16 protein-coding genes are annotated in these 17,564 nt (G+C 47.1%); 8 read left to right on the forward strand and 8 right to left on the reverse strand.

All coding sequences use genetic code 11. The features are described 5' to 3' along the window. Window positions 1–111: 111 nt before the first annotated feature. Window positions 112–684, reverse strand: coding sequence for a hypothetical protein (locus QUA99_RS25750; RefSeq protein WP_333241965.1), 573 nt, complete (start codon window positions 682–684; stop codon window positions 112–114). 293 nt (window positions 685–977) lie between these two features. On the opposite strand from QUA99_RS25750, the gene QUA99_RS25755 reads away from it, so the two are divergent. The 3 genes from QUA99_RS25755 to QUA99_RS25765 all read left to right on the forward strand — a co-directional run bounded on the left by QUA99_RS25755 (window position 978) and on the right by QUA99_RS25765 (window position 3,956). Continuing rightward, complete coding sequence (locus QUA99_RS25755; protein WP_333241967.1) at window positions 978–1,631, forward strand: DUF1190 domain-containing protein; 654 nt, start codon at window positions 978–980, stop codon at window positions 1,629–1,631. 273 nt (window positions 1,632–1,904) lie between these two features. Next, window positions 1,905–3,212 carry a glutathionylspermidine synthase family protein gene (locus QUA99_RS25760; protein ID WP_333241968.1) on the forward strand — a complete coding sequence of 436 codons (1,308 nt, stop codon included), beginning with the start codon at window positions 1,905–1,907 and terminating at the stop codon, window positions 3,210–3,212. Window positions 3,213–3,230: 18 nt separating this feature from the next. Continuing rightward, complete coding sequence (locus QUA99_RS25765) at window positions 3,231–3,956, forward strand: hypothetical protein (RefSeq protein WP_333241970.1); 726 nt, start codon at window positions 3,231–3,233, stop codon at window positions 3,954–3,956. 159 nt (window positions 3,957–4,115) lie between these two features. Here QUA99_RS25765 and QUA99_RS25770 read toward each other — a convergent pair whose 3' ends face one another. The 5 genes from QUA99_RS25770 to purM all read right to left on the reverse strand — a co-directional run bounded on the left by QUA99_RS25770 (window position 4,116) and on the right by purM (window position 8,514). Beyond that, window positions 4,116–4,865 (reverse strand): amino acid ABC transporter ATP-binding protein, encoded by a 750-nt coding sequence (locus QUA99_RS25770; protein ID WP_333241972.1) that lies wholly within the window; start codon window positions 4,863–4,865, stop codon window positions 4,116–4,118. Further along, window positions 4,831–6,300 (reverse strand): ABC transporter substrate-binding protein/permease, encoded by a 1,470-nt coding sequence (locus tag QUA99_RS25775; protein WP_333241974.1) that lies wholly within the window; start codon window positions 6,298–6,300, stop codon window positions 4,831–4,833. Before QUA99_RS25775 ends, QUA99_RS25770 begins: the two co-directional genes overlap by 35 nt. A 60-nt stretch (window positions 6,301–6,360) precedes the next feature. Further along, complete coding sequence (locus QUA99_RS25780) at window positions 6,361–6,744, reverse strand: carbohydrate porin (RefSeq protein WP_333242008.1); 384 nt, start codon at window positions 6,742–6,744, stop codon at window positions 6,361–6,363. A 135-nt stretch (window positions 6,745–6,879) separates the two neighbouring features. Then, window positions 6,880–7,149 carry a hypothetical protein gene (locus QUA99_RS25785; protein ID WP_333241976.1) on the reverse strand — a complete coding sequence of 90 codons (270 nt, stop codon included), beginning with the start codon at window positions 7,147–7,149 and terminating at the stop codon, window positions 6,880–6,882. 336 nt (window positions 7,150–7,485) lie between these two features. Continuing rightward, on the reverse strand, window positions 7,486–8,514 hold the full coding sequence (purM, locus tag QUA99_RS25790; protein WP_333241977.1) for a phosphoribosylformylglycinamidine cyclo-ligase: 1,029 nt from the start codon (window positions 8,512–8,514) through the stop codon (window positions 7,486–7,488). Between the two features lie 490 nt (window positions 8,515–9,004). Between purM and QUA99_RS25795 the strand changes: the two genes are divergently transcribed. The 3 genes from QUA99_RS25795 (at window position 9,005) to QUA99_RS25805 (ending at window position 13,319) form a co-directional block, all read left to right on the forward strand. Beyond that, entirely contained in the window at window positions 9,005–10,081 is a 1,077-nt protein-coding gene (locus tag QUA99_RS25795; RefSeq protein ID WP_333241979.1) for a septal ring lytic transglycosylase RlpA family protein, read from the forward strand. A gap of 197 nt (window positions 10,082–10,278) precedes the next feature. Next, window positions 10,279–11,889: a bifunctional pantoate--beta-alanine ligase/(d)CMP kinase gene (locus tag QUA99_RS25800; RefSeq protein WP_333242010.1), complete on the forward strand. Its 1,611-nt coding sequence runs from the start codon at window positions 10,279–10,281 to the stop codon at window positions 11,887–11,889. 494 nt (window positions 11,890–12,383) lie between these two features. Continuing rightward, on the forward strand, window positions 12,384–13,319 hold the full coding sequence (locus QUA99_RS25805; protein WP_333241980.1) for a polysaccharide deacetylase family protein: 936 nt from the start codon (window positions 12,384–12,386) through the stop codon (window positions 13,317–13,319). A gap of 20 nt (window positions 13,320–13,339) precedes the next feature. Here QUA99_RS25805 and QUA99_RS25810 read toward each other — a convergent pair whose 3' ends face one another. After that, window positions 13,340–13,567 (reverse strand): Uma2 family endonuclease, encoded by a 228-nt coding sequence (locus QUA99_RS25810; RefSeq protein ID WP_333343587.1) that lies wholly within the window; start codon window positions 13,565–13,567, stop codon window positions 13,340–13,342. Between the two features lie 39 nt (window positions 13,568–13,606). Continuing rightward, window positions 13,607–14,674, reverse strand: coding sequence for an FAD-dependent oxidoreductase (locus QUA99_RS25815; protein WP_333241983.1), 1,068 nt, complete (start codon window positions 14,672–14,674; stop codon window positions 13,607–13,609). 359 nt (window positions 14,675–15,033) lie between these two features. Between QUA99_RS25815 and QUA99_RS25820 the strand changes: the two genes are divergently transcribed. Both QUA99_RS25820 and QUA99_RS25825 read left to right on the forward strand, forming a co-directional pair. Then, the gene (locus QUA99_RS25820) at window positions 15,034–15,879 is read left to right on the forward strand and encodes a YaaW family protein (RefSeq protein ID WP_333241986.1); all 846 of its coding nucleotides are present in this window, start codon (window positions 15,034–15,036) and stop codon (window positions 15,877–15,879) included. 36 nt (window positions 15,880–15,915) lie between these two features. Then, window positions 15,916–17,514, forward strand: a complete 1,599-nt coding sequence (locus QUA99_RS25825) for an O-antigen ligase family protein (protein WP_333241988.1) — start codon at window positions 15,916–15,918, stop codon at window positions 17,512–17,514. Window positions 17,515–17,564: the final 50 nt, after the last annotated feature.

Raw genomic sequence — 17,564 nt, forward strand, 5'->3', positions numbered from 1 at the left:
GTCGCTAATTTAGGATGATTGCATTTACGTCATACAGGCTAGTTACACAAAGGCTTTAATTGTTTTTGGAGATGTCTTTTGAGAAGGACTGAAATCCTCGCTACAAACTTGTTAAAGCATTTTTTCCAGAAATTGCTTCGCGCGATCGCACTTCGGGTTGCTAAAAAACTCCTGCGGCGGCACATCTTCCGCCACCTTTCCCCCATCGAGAAACAATATCCGGTGCGCGACTTCCCGCGCAAAACCCATTTTGTGAGTTACAATTGCCATTGTAATTCCGCTTTTCGTCAAAGCTTTCATCACATCTAACACTTCTTTAACCATTTCTGGATCGAGTGCAGAAGTCGGTTCGTCCATCAACAAAATATTCGGTTCCATCAATTCTAACTCCTTCAGACGCGCCTCATCCGCTTCAACCTGTTTCACCTTTACAGGCGCATACATCACATTTTGCAGCACAGTCATGTGCGAAAGTGGAAATGCTGAAAAACCATCCCCACTTTCTGGCGGATTTTCATAATATCTGCCTTCGCCAAAGTAATATCCACCTGTTGTCGGTTTAGTCGTACCGGGTGCACCGGGGGGAATGGGAGTATTTGAAGCAACGGCGCTCGCCCTGCTGTCCGATCGCTTTTCTACAAATATAATTTTGAGTGCCGTGGCTTTGTATCGGATAATTAGCATTCTGGCGGATGTTTCCGGTGCTGTTTTGGCAAAGCTCGATCGCCAGCGAAATCAGCGCAGTCAAAAAAGGCGAATTTGAAATCAAATATTTGAGGAAGATAATTTGCTGCGATCGAGGAATCCCTGAATCGGGCAATGTAGTAAAAGCTATAATCAAAGTCCTGAGTGCCAACTCACAGACTTAGGTAAACTACTTGAACTTTGGCTGACCGTGTAAATCCAATCATCTCAGTGGCAGCAAATTCATCACATTACAGGTTCTTTGAAATAATGACTCTAACCTTCGGTTAGCCATGACTCATAACAACAATCGAACGACAACAATTCGTTACCTTCTAATTACATCAGGTGTACTGGCGATCGGTGGATTAGGCTCTCTTGCTTATATCATGTTGCACCAACCCAACGAAGTACGCTACTACGAATCCGAACAGCAATGTATTGTAGATGCGACGAACCAAAGCAACGGGTTCACCAAAGAGCAGTGTCAGGCCCAGTTCCGGTACGCAATGCAGGAATACGAGCGCATTACGCCCGTGTATCGCACCCAGCCAGAATGCCAAGAAGACACAGCAAGCATTTGCTCGCAGGTATCGAATTCCAGCGTTGCTACCCCCGGATGGCGACCAGAGTTCGGCGGCTTCTATTTCACCGATGATGTCGATGACGATGCCCCTCCAACAGTGGTCAACGGCGTCAGCGGCGGCTCCTACACGGTTTATCCAGTGCAACCCGTTTACCGCTCCAACATCGGAATTGTAACTCCAGATAGAACCCTGATTACTCGTCCCCTACCAGGCATACCGCTAGATTCTCCCTACTTTTCCTCCAGTGGCGACACCCCAAATCGCCCCCCAGGCCACGCTGCTCAGGGAACCATCAAAGGACGGGGGAGGTTTGGTAGCGCAGTCCGTTCCACGGCTCCTTTGGGAAGCGGAGGCAAGTGATATCGATTCCGGTTGCACCGTCCGCATTGTTGACTGTTGACTGTTGACTGTTGACTGTTGACTGTGAGTCAAAAAAATGAAAATTGCGCTCCTTATTTGTTGGCCTCGGGATTCGACTTTACGCTCGACGAATGAAGCAAGGATTTGATATCATTCCGGCGCAGCCGGAATTGATATGATGCAAGAATTCTTGAGTGGCGATTCATCCCACAACTATTTTTCTCTGTTTTTGTAGATCATTGAGTTCCACACCACTAGCAAGGCGCTTCAACCATGTATCCCTTTTTGTTTCAGCGACGGCGCAACTGGCAGCAGCACGTATTAGATAACGCCTACCAATGTCAGCCTCTTGCAGACATCAACCAACGCTACTGGTCAGAAGCCTTAGACCGTCCCTTTGGGGTGATGTTTTCGCGCCAAGAAGAGGCGAGCATCTGGGATGCTACTGAGGCTCTTTGGGATATGTGTCGGGAGTTTTTGGACTGGTTTTTCACCGCCGACGGCCTAGAAAATCGGATGAAAAAACTCGCTATTCCCCCTGCTTTCTGGGAAGCAATTCAGGTTTCGTGGGATCGGGTTGACGAAGCAGAAGATATGTCTCTTTATACCCGTTTCGATCTTGCCGTCACTGAAGATGGAAAAATTAGCCTTCTAGAAATCAACGGCGAAACTCCTCTCTTGGGTGCAGAAACAGTCTATCAATGGCTGTGGTTAGATGATATGAAAAAAACAAGCCGAGATTTGCGATCGCTTCCCAACGATGCAAATCAGTTCAACAACTTTTGGGACGAAGTTGCGGGTCGATTCCGCACTCTAAGTCGTCATTATGATTTAAAGCAGTTCGGTCTGAGCTTGTTAATTGACGAGCATCTGTCAGAAGATACCGAGATGGCAGGACAACTGGTCGAAATTATTAATCAAGAATTGGGAAACGATCGCTTTTTCACCCAACTTGTAGGATTGCGTAACCATCTGGGCGTGGATGAAGAAGGATTTTTTGTCGATCAATTCAATAATCGGATCTTGCGGCTGTGGAAAATCGTCGATTGGCTGGATTTGCAACTCGCCAGCCAATCTTTTAACGCAGATGAAGCCCTAGCATCGCGCCTGATAGCAGGGGACGTGAAAATCATTGAACCGCTGTGGAAACAGATTTTAAGCAATAAAGGATCGATGGTGTGGATGTGGGAATTATTTGGCAACCACCCAGTTTATGCTCAATTCTTGCTACCGACTTTCTTCACAGATACTATCTCGCTCGAATCCACAGCATTACTGACTCAAATGCACGTCAAAAAGCCTCTCGTCGGTCTAGAAGGTGTTGGGGTTTCTATTGAAACAGGCGATTTTGTTGCCGGAGCCGTTCACGCCCGCGAGGCGATGGGCTACGATCGCGAAGGATTCATTATTCAGTCCTATCAACCCTTGCCCGAATATTTTGGCTACCACTTCGTCGTAGGTTCCTGGATTGTCGGCGATACTCCATCCGGCATCGTATTGCGCGGAGATACCAATCCGATCACCGGACGACATTGCTTAATTGTTCCGCATATCGTTAGCGATCGTCTGGTGAATACTTAAATTCTAATCAGAAAAACTATGAAATTACAAACTCATGATGTCCGGGGAATTCCGATTCTTAGCAGTGAGTGGAGTGTAGATGAATTTATTGCCGATGAGTTGAAAATTCCCGAAGTCGCGCCTACAATTCAGGCTGGATTTATGGATCTCTTGAGCCGAGATGTGTTTTCTGAGGGAGACAGTCAGCCACTCTACGAGCATCTGCTATCTCGCAGTTCGGAGTTCTCGTTAGAATTCATGAGTGCGATCGAACTTTGGCTGCAAGACGAATTACGGCACTACGTTGCTCTACGTAAGGTCTATCACATGGTATCAGGTTTGTCCCCAGAGGCGATCGACCAAAAAAACCAGAGTCGGGTGCATGAACTCGAACCGATCGCATTTCTGATTGAGAACGAATTCACCATTCTAGTTGGTTTAATGTTTGACGAAATGGGTTCCGTGTGGTCTTATCACCGGGATATTAAGGAATTCTACCAACACTATGGGAACGGCTTTGCTCGCGTAGGACATTTGGTCACGCAGGATGAGGGGCGGCATTTTAGGAATGCTGCGACTCTCATCCAACATCGCCATCCCGACAAAATCGATCGGATCGAACCCTTATTAGAAAAGATTAGCGAGATCGAAGCCGGTCTTGCTTATTATCCCAAGACTTTCTTTCTCGATCACGCTCAGGAAAGACACCGCTTTCCGAAAAATTTTAATACCCAGGTGATTCAAAGAATTCTCTCATTTTTCTAACAGAATTACCAACTTAATCCTCGAATCAACATTATTATACCTTCCGTGGCGTTCGAGCATCTCAAACTGACGCACCCTACCGCAACTTTCTCTTTCTCCTCTAACTCTCTCTGTGTCCTCTGTGTCCTCTGCGGTTAAAAACTCTAATTATTATATAAATTAAAGCATTTTTTCCAGAAATTGCTTGGCGCGATCGCACTTCGGGTTACTAAAAAACTCCTGCGGCGGCACATCTTCCGCCACCTTTCCGCCATCCAAAAACAATATCCGGTGGGCGACTTCCCGCGCAAAACCCATTTCGTGAGTTACAATTGCCATTGTAATTCCCGTTTTCGTCAAAGCTTTCATCACATCTAACACTTCTTTAACCATTTCTGGGTCGAGTGCAGAAGTCGGTTCGTCCATCAACAAAATCTCCGGTTCCATAGCCAAACAGCGGGCGATCGCCACCCGCTGTTTTTGTCCCCCCGAAAGCTTAGAAGGATAAACCTCAGCCTTATCGGACAAACCCACTTTTTCCAGCAATTCTAACCCCTTCAGACGCGCCTCATCCTTAGCCACCTGCTTCACCTTTACAGGCGCATACATCACATTTTGCAGCACAGTCATGTGCGGAAACAAGTGGAAATGCTGAAAAACCATCCCCACTTTCTGGCGGATTTTCATAATATCTGCCTTCGGCGCAGTAATATCCACTCCATCAATGTATATGTGTCCGGAAGTCGGAATTTCCAGTAAATTCAAACACCGCAAAAAAGTAGACTTGCCGCACCCCGAAGGGCCGATAATGGCAATCACTTCTCCTTTGTGAATCTCAGTAGTTATCTCGCGCAAAACCTTGAGATTGCCAAAAGATTTATACAGGCGATCGACCTTAACTGCTACTTTGGAGTCTGCGTTCGAGTACATTGGCCCCCCAAGTTAAACTAAGCACCATCAAATAATAAATTGCACCGACAAATATCAAAGGTTCAAAGTAAATATACTTTTCTGCTCCCACAATTGTAGCGCGGCGCAGCAAGTCTTCTACGCCTATTACTGAAACTAAAGCTGAATCCTTCAGCAAAGCAATACTTTCATTTACCAATGCAGGCAAAATATTTTTCAACGCTTGCGGCAAGATAATATCGCCCATCATCAGTTTGTAGGGAACGCCAAGGGATTCTGCGGCTTCTTTTTGACCTTTATCTACGGCTTGAATTCCGGCGCGGATTGTTTCGGAAATATAAGCCCCAGAATTCAGGAAAAAAGTAATCACGCCAGCTTGCAGCGCCGATATATTATAGCCTGTAAGCTGCGGCGTTGCAAAATAAACTAAAGTCAACTGCAAAATTAGCGGCGTTCCTCTAAAAATAGAAGTATAAGCAGTACCGAACCAAGCCAGCGGTTTAATGCTAGAAATCTTAAACAGAGACAGCACGATTCCCCAGATAAATCCGAGAAATGCCGACAGCAAGGTAAAAGTTAGCGTTACCCAAAGCCCGGACAAAATATAAGGCAAACTCGGCAAGATTTTGCCAAAATCTAACCCGAACTTGGGCGTTACCGCAGGCTGATTTGCTTGAGCAGGTTCTTGCGGAATTGGTCGAGAGAACCACTTAGTAGCTAGTTCCTTAATTTGACCGCTGGCTTTCATTTGCTGGAGGACTCGGTTGAATTCTGGAACTAATCTCGAACCTTTCGCAAAGGCGATCGCCGAACCGCTTTCTTCAGTATTCGGAATTGTGTTAAATTCCAAGTCCGGGTTCGCTGCAGCATAACCCGTAGCGACAGTATCCTCGATCACTCCTGCCGCGAGGCGGTTAGATTTAATTTCTTGAATGATGTCAGGAATCCTATTCAGAGGAGTCAGTTGCACCCCGGCCATTTTTTTCACAGCTTCTTGCTGAATGCTTCCGAGTTGAACGCCTACTTTTTTCCCGGCTAAATCTTCAGCTTTGGTCAAATTGCTGCCTTTATTTGCGACAATTGTATTTTGAGCTTCGTAGTAAAGGTCAGAAAAATCAACATTTTTTTTCCTTTCTGCTGTGGGAGTCATTCCCGCCATCACAAAATCGGCTCTTCCCGCCTGCAAAGCGGGAATTAAGCCGTTAAAATCCATGCCAGTTACTTTGAGCTCGTAGCCCAATTCTTTAGTAATATATTTGGCAATATCGATGTCAAAACCGATGATTTCGTTGCCGCTAACAGCCGTATCTTTAAATTCATAGGGCGGGTAGTCTGGGGAAGTCGCGAGTGTTAAACTCTTGTTGGCTTGGGCGTAACTGGCGCTCGCAATTAAGCAAAAGGCGATCGCGATCGCGATCGCCGCCGCCAGCATTGATTTTAATTTTAAACGTTTCATATCGAGCATTGTCCTAAAAAATCCCCTCGCCAACAAAACATACCACAAATCGGAATCAAGTCATCCTTGTAAAGAAATATCTAATCCAGGACGAACGGGTCGCCAGACACGGAGTTTGACGGACCCAAAAACTGCATAATTCGCCTGTAATAAGGCTAAAAAATAGGTTAGAAATTTATTGATGCGGTCAGCAGTAATAAAGATATATAATTGTGCTGCTAACTTATACTTATATTTAAAAACTGGTTTTTTTGCACAAATTTTAACACTATAGAAAGTAAAGATTGTCCGCAAAACTCCCACCCAGGTTTTACCGTTGTCTGTGTTATGAGCAGTATTTGTAATCATATAAACTCCCGGCGTAACGTTGATAAAATCGCTGACTTGGATGTGGCACAGAGCTTCTACGTGCACAGAAGTAGCATTGTCTTTGTTTTCTTTAATATAGTTGGTCGCTCAATTGTTAATAGATGGCAATTCCCGTTTCTCCGGGAGTGTTGTAAATAGCGGGGTTGAACGCTCCAAACCGAGAAACTGCGCCTTGGGCTGCACTATCAAGATCAGGGTTGATTAAAGGAGCTACATCATCAGAAGTAAGTTTTTTGCCCCAATTTCAACATTAGTGCCGCTCCCGATGAGGAACTGATAGCTGAGTTTATCGAGGGTGATTTGATAGCCGCCATCGCCGTCAAAGTTGGTGCTAGTCATGGGAGTGCCGGTAGGGCGATCGTACCGAGGGTTGTTTGTTGCTTCCAACCGCGTTCTCAAACCATCAGTTCCAGTCAAGCTAGTATCGAAATTCAACCGCACCCGATAGCCCGAGTTGTCAGTAGTTTTGTCATCACCCACAGCTTATTTAACAGCCTGTTCAACTTTTGGGCGATTGACCAACACCACAAACCCAATGCCTCTATTAAAAGTCATGAATGTAAATTCAAGTTAGTGAAGGTATTATTCACTAAACCGAGTTTATGAAAATTTTGTTAAAAAAGTTAGCTCTCAAAAAAGAAACTATTACCTATTGACTTTTTTTGAATTCTTGTGGTATATTTTAAATAATGGAAGTGGTAGCTTTAATTTAATTTTTGCCACCACTCCCATTATTTAATTGTAGTTTATTGAATGCTTGGAGTCAAGCTTTTAACCCAAAAAAAAAAGGATTTTTTTTTATTCATTCAACTAAAATTAATCGACTCCCCCGATCAATTCTCCCTTGCCGTCAATCACTTCACCGATCGCAAACGCACCAATTCCCTGAGATTCAAACCATTTAACAGCCTGTTCTACTTCCCTGGGAGCGACCAACAGCACAAACCCAATCCCCATATTAAAAGTATTGAACATATCTGCGGTGGCAACTTGGCCCGCTTCAGCAATCCACTGGAAAATCGGCAAATTTGGCCAGCTATTGCTGTCAATTTTCACAGATTGATTTGCTCCCAAACAGCGGGGCAAATTTTCCGGCAAACCGCCGCCCGTAATGTGAGCCATACCGTGAATTTCTAGACCGCTCTTAATTGCTTCGAGGACTGGTTTAACATAAATTTTAGTCGGAGTTAGCAGAACTTCTCCTAAAGTTTTGCCACCTAAATGTTCGGGTTGGGAATGCCAATCAAAACCGCAATCGCCCGCAATTTTTCTCACCAAACTAAAACCGTTGCTGTGCACGCCCGAACTTGCCAGCCCCACAGCCACATCTCCCACCTCCACCCGCGAACCGTCCAACAATTTGCTCTTTTCGACAATTCCCACGCAAAACCCAGCCAAATCGTACTCACCCGCTTGGTAAAAACCGGGCATTTCTGCCGTTTCCCCTCCCAGCAAAGCACAGCCGGCTTGCTTGCAACCGTCAGCAATCCCGGCCACCACGGCAGCTAATTGTTCGGCATTTAACTTTCCCGTCGCTAAATAATCGAGAAAAAAGAGGGGTTCGGCTCCGGAGGTCAGCACGTCGTTGACGCACATCGCCACCAAGTCGATACCTACCGTGTCGTGCCGATCGAGATTGTGGGCCAATTTCAACTTAGTCCCAACGCCGTCAGTACCCGAAACCATCACCGGCTCTTTTAAACCCTCCGGAACGCTGAAAAAACCGCTAAACCCGCCGAATCCGCCCAAAACTCCCGATCGGTGCGTACTCTTGACCATACTCCCGATCCGCGAGACAAAAGCTCTGCCCGCTTCAACATCCACACCTGCTTCTCGATAATCCATAAGTCTGCCTGCATCGATTTCCAGTTTTTAGTTTATGCCCATAACAGTTGACAAACAGCTTTTTTAACACTAGCGATTCGGCAGCCCACTAAACACTCTAAATATTTGTAAATATTTGTAAACTTTTCTGGAATTGCTGAAACGGCTGTAAGCACTTGAACTCAAGCATTATCTGAGACCGATATCCGTCAAGATTCGCTCGATTTTTGGTAAATTTCGTGCTGTGAGCGATCCCCAACCGTAAAAGTTTGTGGTAGTCTGTTGCAGTTCGTGAACAAAACACAAATTGCGGATCGAGTATGAGTTGTCAAGTGTTAGGGAAGTTTCCGCCCATTTTTTCGGCTGAAGCATTAAAGCAAAAACGCACCCCGATACTTTGCTTTGACTCACGGGGGAATGGCGAAGGGCAAGAGAGAAATCCTTGACGCCCGCCGCCAAACGGCGAATCCTCCAATCTCGGTTGGCAATGGCTATTCACAAAAATGGACGTATGAAGGAAAAATTTGTTGGTGGTCTACTCGCTGTCCTGTTAGTTCCTGTAGTAGGAACGGCATCCTCTTGTCACGCACAAGCAACAGATGTCGTCAATCAAAACTCTCAGGTTTCCAACCAAGTAATTGCCACCCAATCGTCCCCGCAGTTAAACGCTACTCGGGTCGAAGCACAAAAAGTCGGACAGTATCAGTATCAAGCAAGAGCTGAAATTGCCCGAGACTCGATCGCCAAAATTCAGCCCCACGACTTAGGCGGGCGACAAGCAGCGACAGTCTACGTGCGAAACATTCCAGTCATCACCTTTCTGAACGCGAATCCGGAAACAAACACGCCTTTGGAAGAAACGGGCGACAGCCAAGCCGATGCTGGCAGTCCGTCGAAAGTAGCGGGCGCGAGAGAAAATCCAAAAGTCGGCAACATTGCCAGCAACTCCAACAACCAAGAACCCGATCCAGTGTGGCGGGCATCAAGCTTAGCAGCAAGACTCAACCAGCTAGCCCGCAACAACATCGATCCCAACAGCATTACCGTTAAGTGGGAAAAAGGCGATCGCTACATTATTCAGGCAAACGGCGAGGACTTGGTAAACATCAACGCCGAAACAATCCTCCCCGACACCACCAGCGACTTTAGCCGAGACGCCCTGCAAGCAACCAATCGCCTCCGCCGGCTTCTGGGCAACGCCCCACCCCTGCAAGAAGTCGCAGGCCAACCCCAACCAGAACCCCCCGTGCTGTCTGTGGGCCCAGTTCAAGTGCGCCTCAGCGGCTGGGCTTCCTGGTACGGCCCGGGATTTGACGGCAACCTCAGCGCCAGCGGCGAGCGTTTCAACCAAAATGATTTGACCGCAGCCCACCGCCATTTGCCCTTCGGAACTAGAGTCATGGTGAGAAATCTCGACAACGGCCGCACTGTGGTCGTCCGCATTAACGACCGCGGCCCCTATGTGGGCGATCGGCTCATAGACTTGTCCGCCCGCGCCGCCAGCGTACTGGGAATGATGAGCAGCGGCGTTGCGAGAGTGGAAATCGAAGTGATCGAACCGCAGCAGCAAACAAAAGTTGAACGCTGAACGGTAGTCAAAGGCAGAATACAAAAGTTATCCGAACTTTAGAAGGCAGAAAGTAGAATAAAACTCACATCTTGCATCATTACTTGGTGGAAGAGGCCCGAAAGCCTGTTAAGCGAGGATGGTGCGAGATGTCAAGCCGAAAAAATTATGACAAACAAATTCTGCCTTCTGCCGAAGGCCTTCAGGAGATTCTACCGGTGCGCCTGTTTACTACCATTGCAGCACTTCGCTGCTACTTAAATTCACAAAAGTCTGCTGCACCTCATTTGACAGTCGGTTTGGTGCCAACGATGGGAGCTTTGCACGCAGGACATCTGAGCTTGATCCAGCGGGCAAGGCAAGAAAATGCGATCGTCCTGGTCAGTATTTTTGTCAACCCGCTGCAATTTGGGCCAACAGAAGATTTTCAAGATTATCCTCGGAATTTCGAGCAAGACCGGCGGCTGTGCCAACAAGCTGGGGTTGACGCCATATTTGCTCCCTCAGCAACCGAAATGTTCGGCAACCAAGCGGTCGATTCCCTACGGGATAGCTTCGCCGCGCGTACAGAAACAGACAAAACCGCCCAAAAACAGATTCACCTTTCATCCTTAACTCAAGTAGTCCCGCCACCGGCGATGACATCGGTTTTGTGCGGCAAGGCAAGGCCCGGTCATTTTCAGGGCGTGGCGGCAATTGTTACTAAACTTTTGAGTTTGGTGCAGCCAACAAAAGCTTATTTCGGTCAGAAAGATGCCCAGCAGCTAGCAATTATCAGAAAGCTGGCTGTTGATTTTAACTGGCCTGTAGAGATTGTCGCTTGTCCGATCGTCCGCGAAGAGTCGGGACTGGCAATGAGTTCTCGCAATCAGTATTTAACAGCAGAGCAAAAACAGCAAGCCTCCGTACTCTACCGCGCGCTGCAACAAGCCTCGGAAACATTTGCTTCACCCGACCGCAGCGCCGCAGCCGCACTCGCTGCGGTGCGCGCAGAAGTGGCAGGAGAACCCGCAGTAAAGATCGAATACGCCGAACTCGTCCATCCCGACACTCTAACGCCGTTGCAGGTTGTGGAAACCGCAGGACTTTTAGCCGTGGCAGCCAGAGTCGGCTCTACTCGCTTGATTGACAATATAATTCTCAGGAATCGCCGACCAATTGTGGCGATCGACGGCCCGGCGGGAGCTGGCAAATCTACCGTCACTCGCCAAGCAGCAACAGCTTTGGGCCTGTTTTATCTGGATACCGGCGCGATGTATCGGGCGCTGACTTGGCTGGCATTGAAAACAGGCACGCCGATTTCCGACGAATGCGCGATTGCCGAATTAGTCAGCTCGAGCTATTTGGAATACAACCTCGATCCGGCATCTTTGATGCTGAAGGTTAATGGCGAAGACGTAACCGAGGCAATTCGCAGTTTGGAAGTGACATCCCGCGTCTCGGAAATGGCGGCAATTCCCGCCGTGCGGCAGTTTCTGGTGGAGGAACAGCGCCGCTGCGGCACAAAAGGCGGAATTGTGGCAGAAGGCCGCGATATCGGCACTAACGTGTTTCCCGATGCGGAACTAAAGATTTTTTTGACTGCTTCGGTACAAGAGCGATCGCGCAGGCGGCTGTTACAACTTAAAGACACCGATCGGGCTAATATTAGCTTGGCCCAATTGGAGCAAGACATCGCCCTGCGGGACGAAAAGGACAGCACCCGCGAGGTTGCACCTTTGCGCAAAGCGGCCGATGCTGTGGAAATTCAAACAGACAATCTGACTGTTGCCGAAGTTATCGATCTGATTGTCGGCTTGTATAAAGAGAGAATCGGCCCTAAAAGTTAATATTAGGACGCTCCGGGCGGGCGATCGCCCTCATATCAAATCCGGTTAAACTCACATCTTGCACCATTCTGGCTTAACAGGCTTTCGGGCCTGTGAAGCGAGAAAATTCACTCTTGGCTTCACAGGCCCGAAAGCCTGTTGCTAAAAAGCTGATTGACAATGGTGCAACATCTCAGGTTAAACCAACTTGCAGTGTCAGGTAGGGACGCGGGGCGATGCGGGCTGAGTCGCTAAGAATATCGTGCCATTAATCCGATTTGAGCGCCGTCCCCCTGCCTGGGGAAAAAGTCCAACCATCCGGGGTTTTCATGGGTTAGGAGATTTCTGCCGCACAAATCTTAAATTTTTTTATCCTGACGGACTTCCCCGCGATCGGTTATTTCCAGTAGCATTTTTACGGACTGTCCAATTTAAGATTATCCTCTTAAGTGGATTAACTTGATATCAACATAAAATCTCAAATTAACTGTGCAAGGTGTGAAGGAGAGAATGACGTGACAAAATTGAAACTGCTGTGGAGGCGGCGAAAAACTTTAATCGTTGCTTTTATTGCCGCCACAGGAAGTTTTTTGCTGGGTGTGACGCTGCCGATTAACTTGCGGGCCAATCAGCCATTGGAACCGATTCAGGCGCAAGTCTTGGCCGTATCCCAGTCGCAAGAACAACAGCCGGTCTCCAATATTAATCAGTTTTCCGAGGCGATCGCCCGTCGAGTTGAATTTTCCCAAAATGCTCTAACCCAATTGCAGGCAATCCGCTTTCAATCAGCCGTACCGTCGCAGTTTAAAGGTACAACCATTCGTGAGGCCAAACTCGACTCCCAGCACAAGGCGATCGCCCTGACATTTGACGACGGCCCCTGGCCGAAAACAACTACACAAATCCTAGATATTCTCAAGGAAAACAATATTAAGGCTACATTCTTCTGGGTAGGAAGATACCTGCAATCTTATCCCGAAATTGGCAAACAGGTCGCAGCAGCAGGTCACGCGATCGGCAACCACACTTGGAACCACGAATACCTTAAGTATAACGAATACGGTGCCGCTCGCGAGATCGATCGAACTTCATCTTTAATTGAGGACTTGACCGGCATCCAAACATCGATGTTCCGCCCGCCAGGAGGCATTTTAAACAATGGATTGGTAGCTTACGCTCAAAAGAAAAATTATGCAGTTGTGATGTGGTCTGCTGATTCTTTTGATTGGCGCACTCTTACGGAATCTTTAATCGATAACGTGATGAGGCAGGCAAATTCCGGCGGCATTGTGTTGATGCACGACGGAGGCGGCAATCGAGCCAGAACTGTAAAAGCTTTGCCTGATATTATTGCTCGATTGAGAAAGGAAGGGTACAGTTTCGTAACAGTTCCCGAGTTATTGCAGATGCAAGAACAAGAGTCAAAACAGCAGCAAACAGCACAAAAATAAAAATTTGGAAAAGTGGGATTTTACACCATTTTTCCATTTTTTTGTAAGTCGTTAGATGGATTTTTCATAACTATATCGCGCAGGTGAAGGTTAATCGCAGTTATAAAATTAATACAGAGACGGCTGTGGTCATCGCTACCTCCCGCCATCGCGTACACCAAACCGCGCCGATATTCATGCCGGACGGTATTATCACGTTCGAGGGCAAGATAATCTTCGGGGCTAAACCCAGACGGGATGGCAATCATAGTGTTAGAGGCCAAATCGATACATTCATTTTAGCCATATTACCAATTTAGGCTGGAATCTAACGGCAAATTTTGCAACTGAGAATTCACCCAAATAGCCGTCGCAAAACCCGATCGCAAAGCACCCTCTATTTGACCTTCGCCGCACAAATCCCCGGCACAAACCAGCGGCAAATTCCCCCCAGCAGGCAAACAAGAAACAGGCAAAGGATTTCGACAAAAAGCATAGCGCCAGCGGTGAACCTGCAACCATTCCGGCTGCTTCAGCCAAGGGATTAAATATTCAGAAGTGCGATCGAGCAATTCTTGACCGACTGTTGGCAAATCAACAGATTCTAGATGGCGATCGGCAAAAGAAGCACTGCTGTGAACCACAAACACAGGCTGCTGCGACTCAAGCCGCTTGCTGCTATCTAAGCCAACCCAAGCTAAATCAGCATCATATCGAAAAGTAACAGCTTGCCACTGCGGATTTAGATTGCTTAAATCTTGCTGTTTTGCCGCAGGATAGCCAGCCATAACGGCAATGCAAGGGTCGTACTCCACAGAACGCAATTTGTCAAGAAAATCAGATTGCAAACCGATTTCTGAATTCAAAAACATTAAGGCTTGAGGAGCAGGAATTGCTACTACAACAGCCTTAGCAATCAATTCTTGAGGCGTCTGTAAATTGTCATCAGTGACTTCTAGGGAAAGATGCCACATTTGGTTGTCAGTAGTAGAAATAGCTTGTACGCGGCGGCCAAACCAAATGTCTAAATCCTGGGCAAAATACTTACCAACAGCATTCATCCCAGCAGGTGCGATATAACAAGAATTAGGGCTGGAAAACATTTCTCCCTGTCTGAATTCCCAGACAGTATCAGTCCAGAGTTTTAGGATGTGGCGATCGACCAAAGCCTCAATTAACCGCTGCACCGCATCTCCCTGCGGTTCCAGATAGCGCGCCCCGTGATCCGCCCTAGTACCCTGTACGCGGCGGGTAGCAACACGTCCCCCCGCGCCGCGAGATTTCTCAACAACCGCCACAGAATAACCAGCTTGACGCAACCGTTGAGCGCAACTGAGCCCCGCAATACCCGCACCAATCACCGCAACATCGAACATAATTAGTCATTACTCTGTAGTCACCAGTCATTAGACATCTCCAAAAACTCTTGTGCAGTAGGCATCCTGCCTGCCCAAGACTTGCTTTTTACTAAATGTCTAGTTATCAGCTTAAAGGCTGCGGGGAAGTTTCAGTGCAATATTTCAGTTTGCGGCCAAACCCTGAGAACCCTAGCTTGTGGGGCGTCCCGCCACCGCCCTCCACCAAGTAGTAGAATAAAGGACAGCACGAATCCATGATTAAGACCAAATCAAAAAAAGCCACCGTAGGTAAATCCTAAATCCTCATGCTTGTCAATCAGCAGCAATCTAAAATCTAAAATCTAAAATCTAAAATCGAATAGGGGAGGGCAACAGTCTTGGACGAACTCAGAGCAGCACTAGAATTGACAACAGAAGAAGAATTGCAGCAACTAACAGAACTTCTGTTCAGCCGCAAGTTTAACCCTTTAGATTACGTGCAAACCCCCGCACCCATAGACATACAAAGTCGCGATCGCCAAGCATGGCTCGACGCCGTAGAACAGCGGTTTCGCTATCTTGCAGCCGACGGGTTGACGGTACTCAGAGGGCGAACCCAACAAGTAACTTACAGACAAGCACTAATTCAAGTTTGTCGCTATCTCAAAATCCCTTATCCCAGACAGTTGTCAACCACCGACTTAGAGGCAGAAGTATTTCTGCACTTAATGGGCCGCGCGTGGAAGCGTTTGCCGGCTGAGGAACAGCAAGCGCTGACAGTGCGCGTACAGCGAGCGATCGTTGATTCTAAACTCTCAGAACCCCTGCCAATTTCAGCAGAAAAAGACCCGCTGGGTTTGCTGTTCAAAGGCGGCAGCGCTTTAGCTGTTAGTTCCATCTTAAAACCAATGTTGCTGAAATTGATGGCTAATCAATTTGCGCTGCATTTTGCCACCTATCAAATGGCAAAACAAGGAGTGCTTGCAGGCACTGCAACCGCAGCAACCCAGTTTCAAAATTATGTGGCTATTCAGACGGCGCGGCGCGGTATGGCGGTGAGTGCGGCTCGTTACGGTGCGACGCGGAGCGTATTTTCCTTGCTCGGCCCGGTGATGTGGACTTGGTTTTTCGCGGATTTGGGTTGGCGATCGATCTCCACGAACTACGGCCGCATTATCCCGACCATTTTTGCCTTAGCTCAAATACGCCTGACGCGATCGGAATGCGTTTGGGAACTAGCTTAACGATTGTAGATTGTAGATTTGAGATTGGGAGTGTGGGTGAATATCAAAAATTGGTTGAAATTAGCGGCAAAACTGACAGCCAAATATCTCAAGTCTCGCCTCCAAAAACATCCAGATCCCCGCCTGCAAATCCCTTGGAATTTCGCCCAAGTGGGGATGCTGATTTTTCCCTTAATTCCGATTTTAGGAGCTTTAGGTTTATTCCTGGGATTGGCCAGCACTTGCAAGCAAAAGTTCCGTCAAATTAGTCGCCGCCCGTTGAATCGAGGATTCGCAATTCTGAGCGCGTTGCTAGTCATCACAGCCGTTTTTGCCCACAACCGCATTGAGGCTTTTATAGGGTTGTACAATTTCTTGCCGTTCTTTATATTGTTTGCTGCTTTCAGCAGTTTAATTCAAACTTCGGCTCAATTGCGGCAATTGTCTTGGACGATCGTAATTAGTTCAATTCCAGTGATAATTTTAGGTCTGGGACAGCAATTTTTAGGCTGGAGCGGCATCGAGCAATTGCAGCCTGTTTTTGGCTGGGTACTCGCACCCCAAGGCAATCCCCCCGGCCGTATGGCTTCTGTATTTATGTACGCTAATATTTTAGCTTGCTATCTGACGATTGCTTTTATTTTAGCACTGGGACTGTGGATGGGAGAAGTCCGAGGGAAGAAGGAAGGCACGACACGGATTTTGACACGGATACACCGATTAATTATTGAGCAAAAATCGGAAGTCAAGAGTCAGGAGTCAGAAACAAGAGATTCGAGGGAAGAAGGAATATTAATTCCCAATTCCCAATTCCCAATTCTCAATTACCGATTCCTATTTTTAGGTTTTGCAGTGATCGGAAATGCTGTTGCTTTGATTTATACTAATTCTCGCAATGCTTGGGTACTGGCAGTTTTGGCAGTTTTAGCTTTTGCACTTTATGCGGGTTATAAAAAATTATTAGCTGCGGTTTTTAGTGTGGCTAGCACAGTTTTTTTGTCTGCTTTTGGCCCCGAACCTTTACGGCACTATTTACGAATAATTATCCCCGCTTTCTTTTGGGCTAGACTCACCGATGAGATGTTCCCAAATCGGCCAACTGCTACTTTGAGAAAAACTCAGTGGGAATTTGCTTGGTCGATGACTCAGCAGCGTCCTTGGACTGGTTGGGGATTGCGAAATTTTACGCCTCTCTATCAAGCTCAGATGCACGAATGGCTAGGTCATCCTCACAGTTTGATACTGATGTTGACGGCAGAAACGGGAATACCGGCAACGGTTTTGTTGTTTGGTTTAGTTGGTTGGGTTTTGGCTAGGGGTGTTTTGCTGCTGGCGAATTGGCCGCTTTTTCCTGCGGATATTAAACAGGAGCAAATAGCAGCACTGGCAAAAGCGGAAAATGCTTTAGTTGTCAATCAAAAATCAATATTTATTAGCACAAATCAGGTGATTGGTCAAGATGTAAGAGTAACCGATCGCCTAATTTTTTTCAGTTATTTATTAGCCTTCGCTGCCTGTACGCTTTTTAATACTGTAGATGTGACGCTGTTTGATTTTCGACTCAATACTACAAGCTGGTTGCTGTTGGCAGCGATTTGGGGCGTGTGCGAAAGTTCAGTTTCATTTTCCAAAAAAGAGGCACGACACGAATTTTGACACAGATACACGGATGATACTAAATCCTGGTTATTCACCCCCTTGATGAT

It is taken from the genome of Microcoleus sp. F10-B2 (assembly GCF_036704965.1).
Taxonomy (GTDB): Bacteria; Cyanobacteriota; Cyanobacteriia; order Cyanobacteriales; family Microcoleaceae; genus Microcoleus.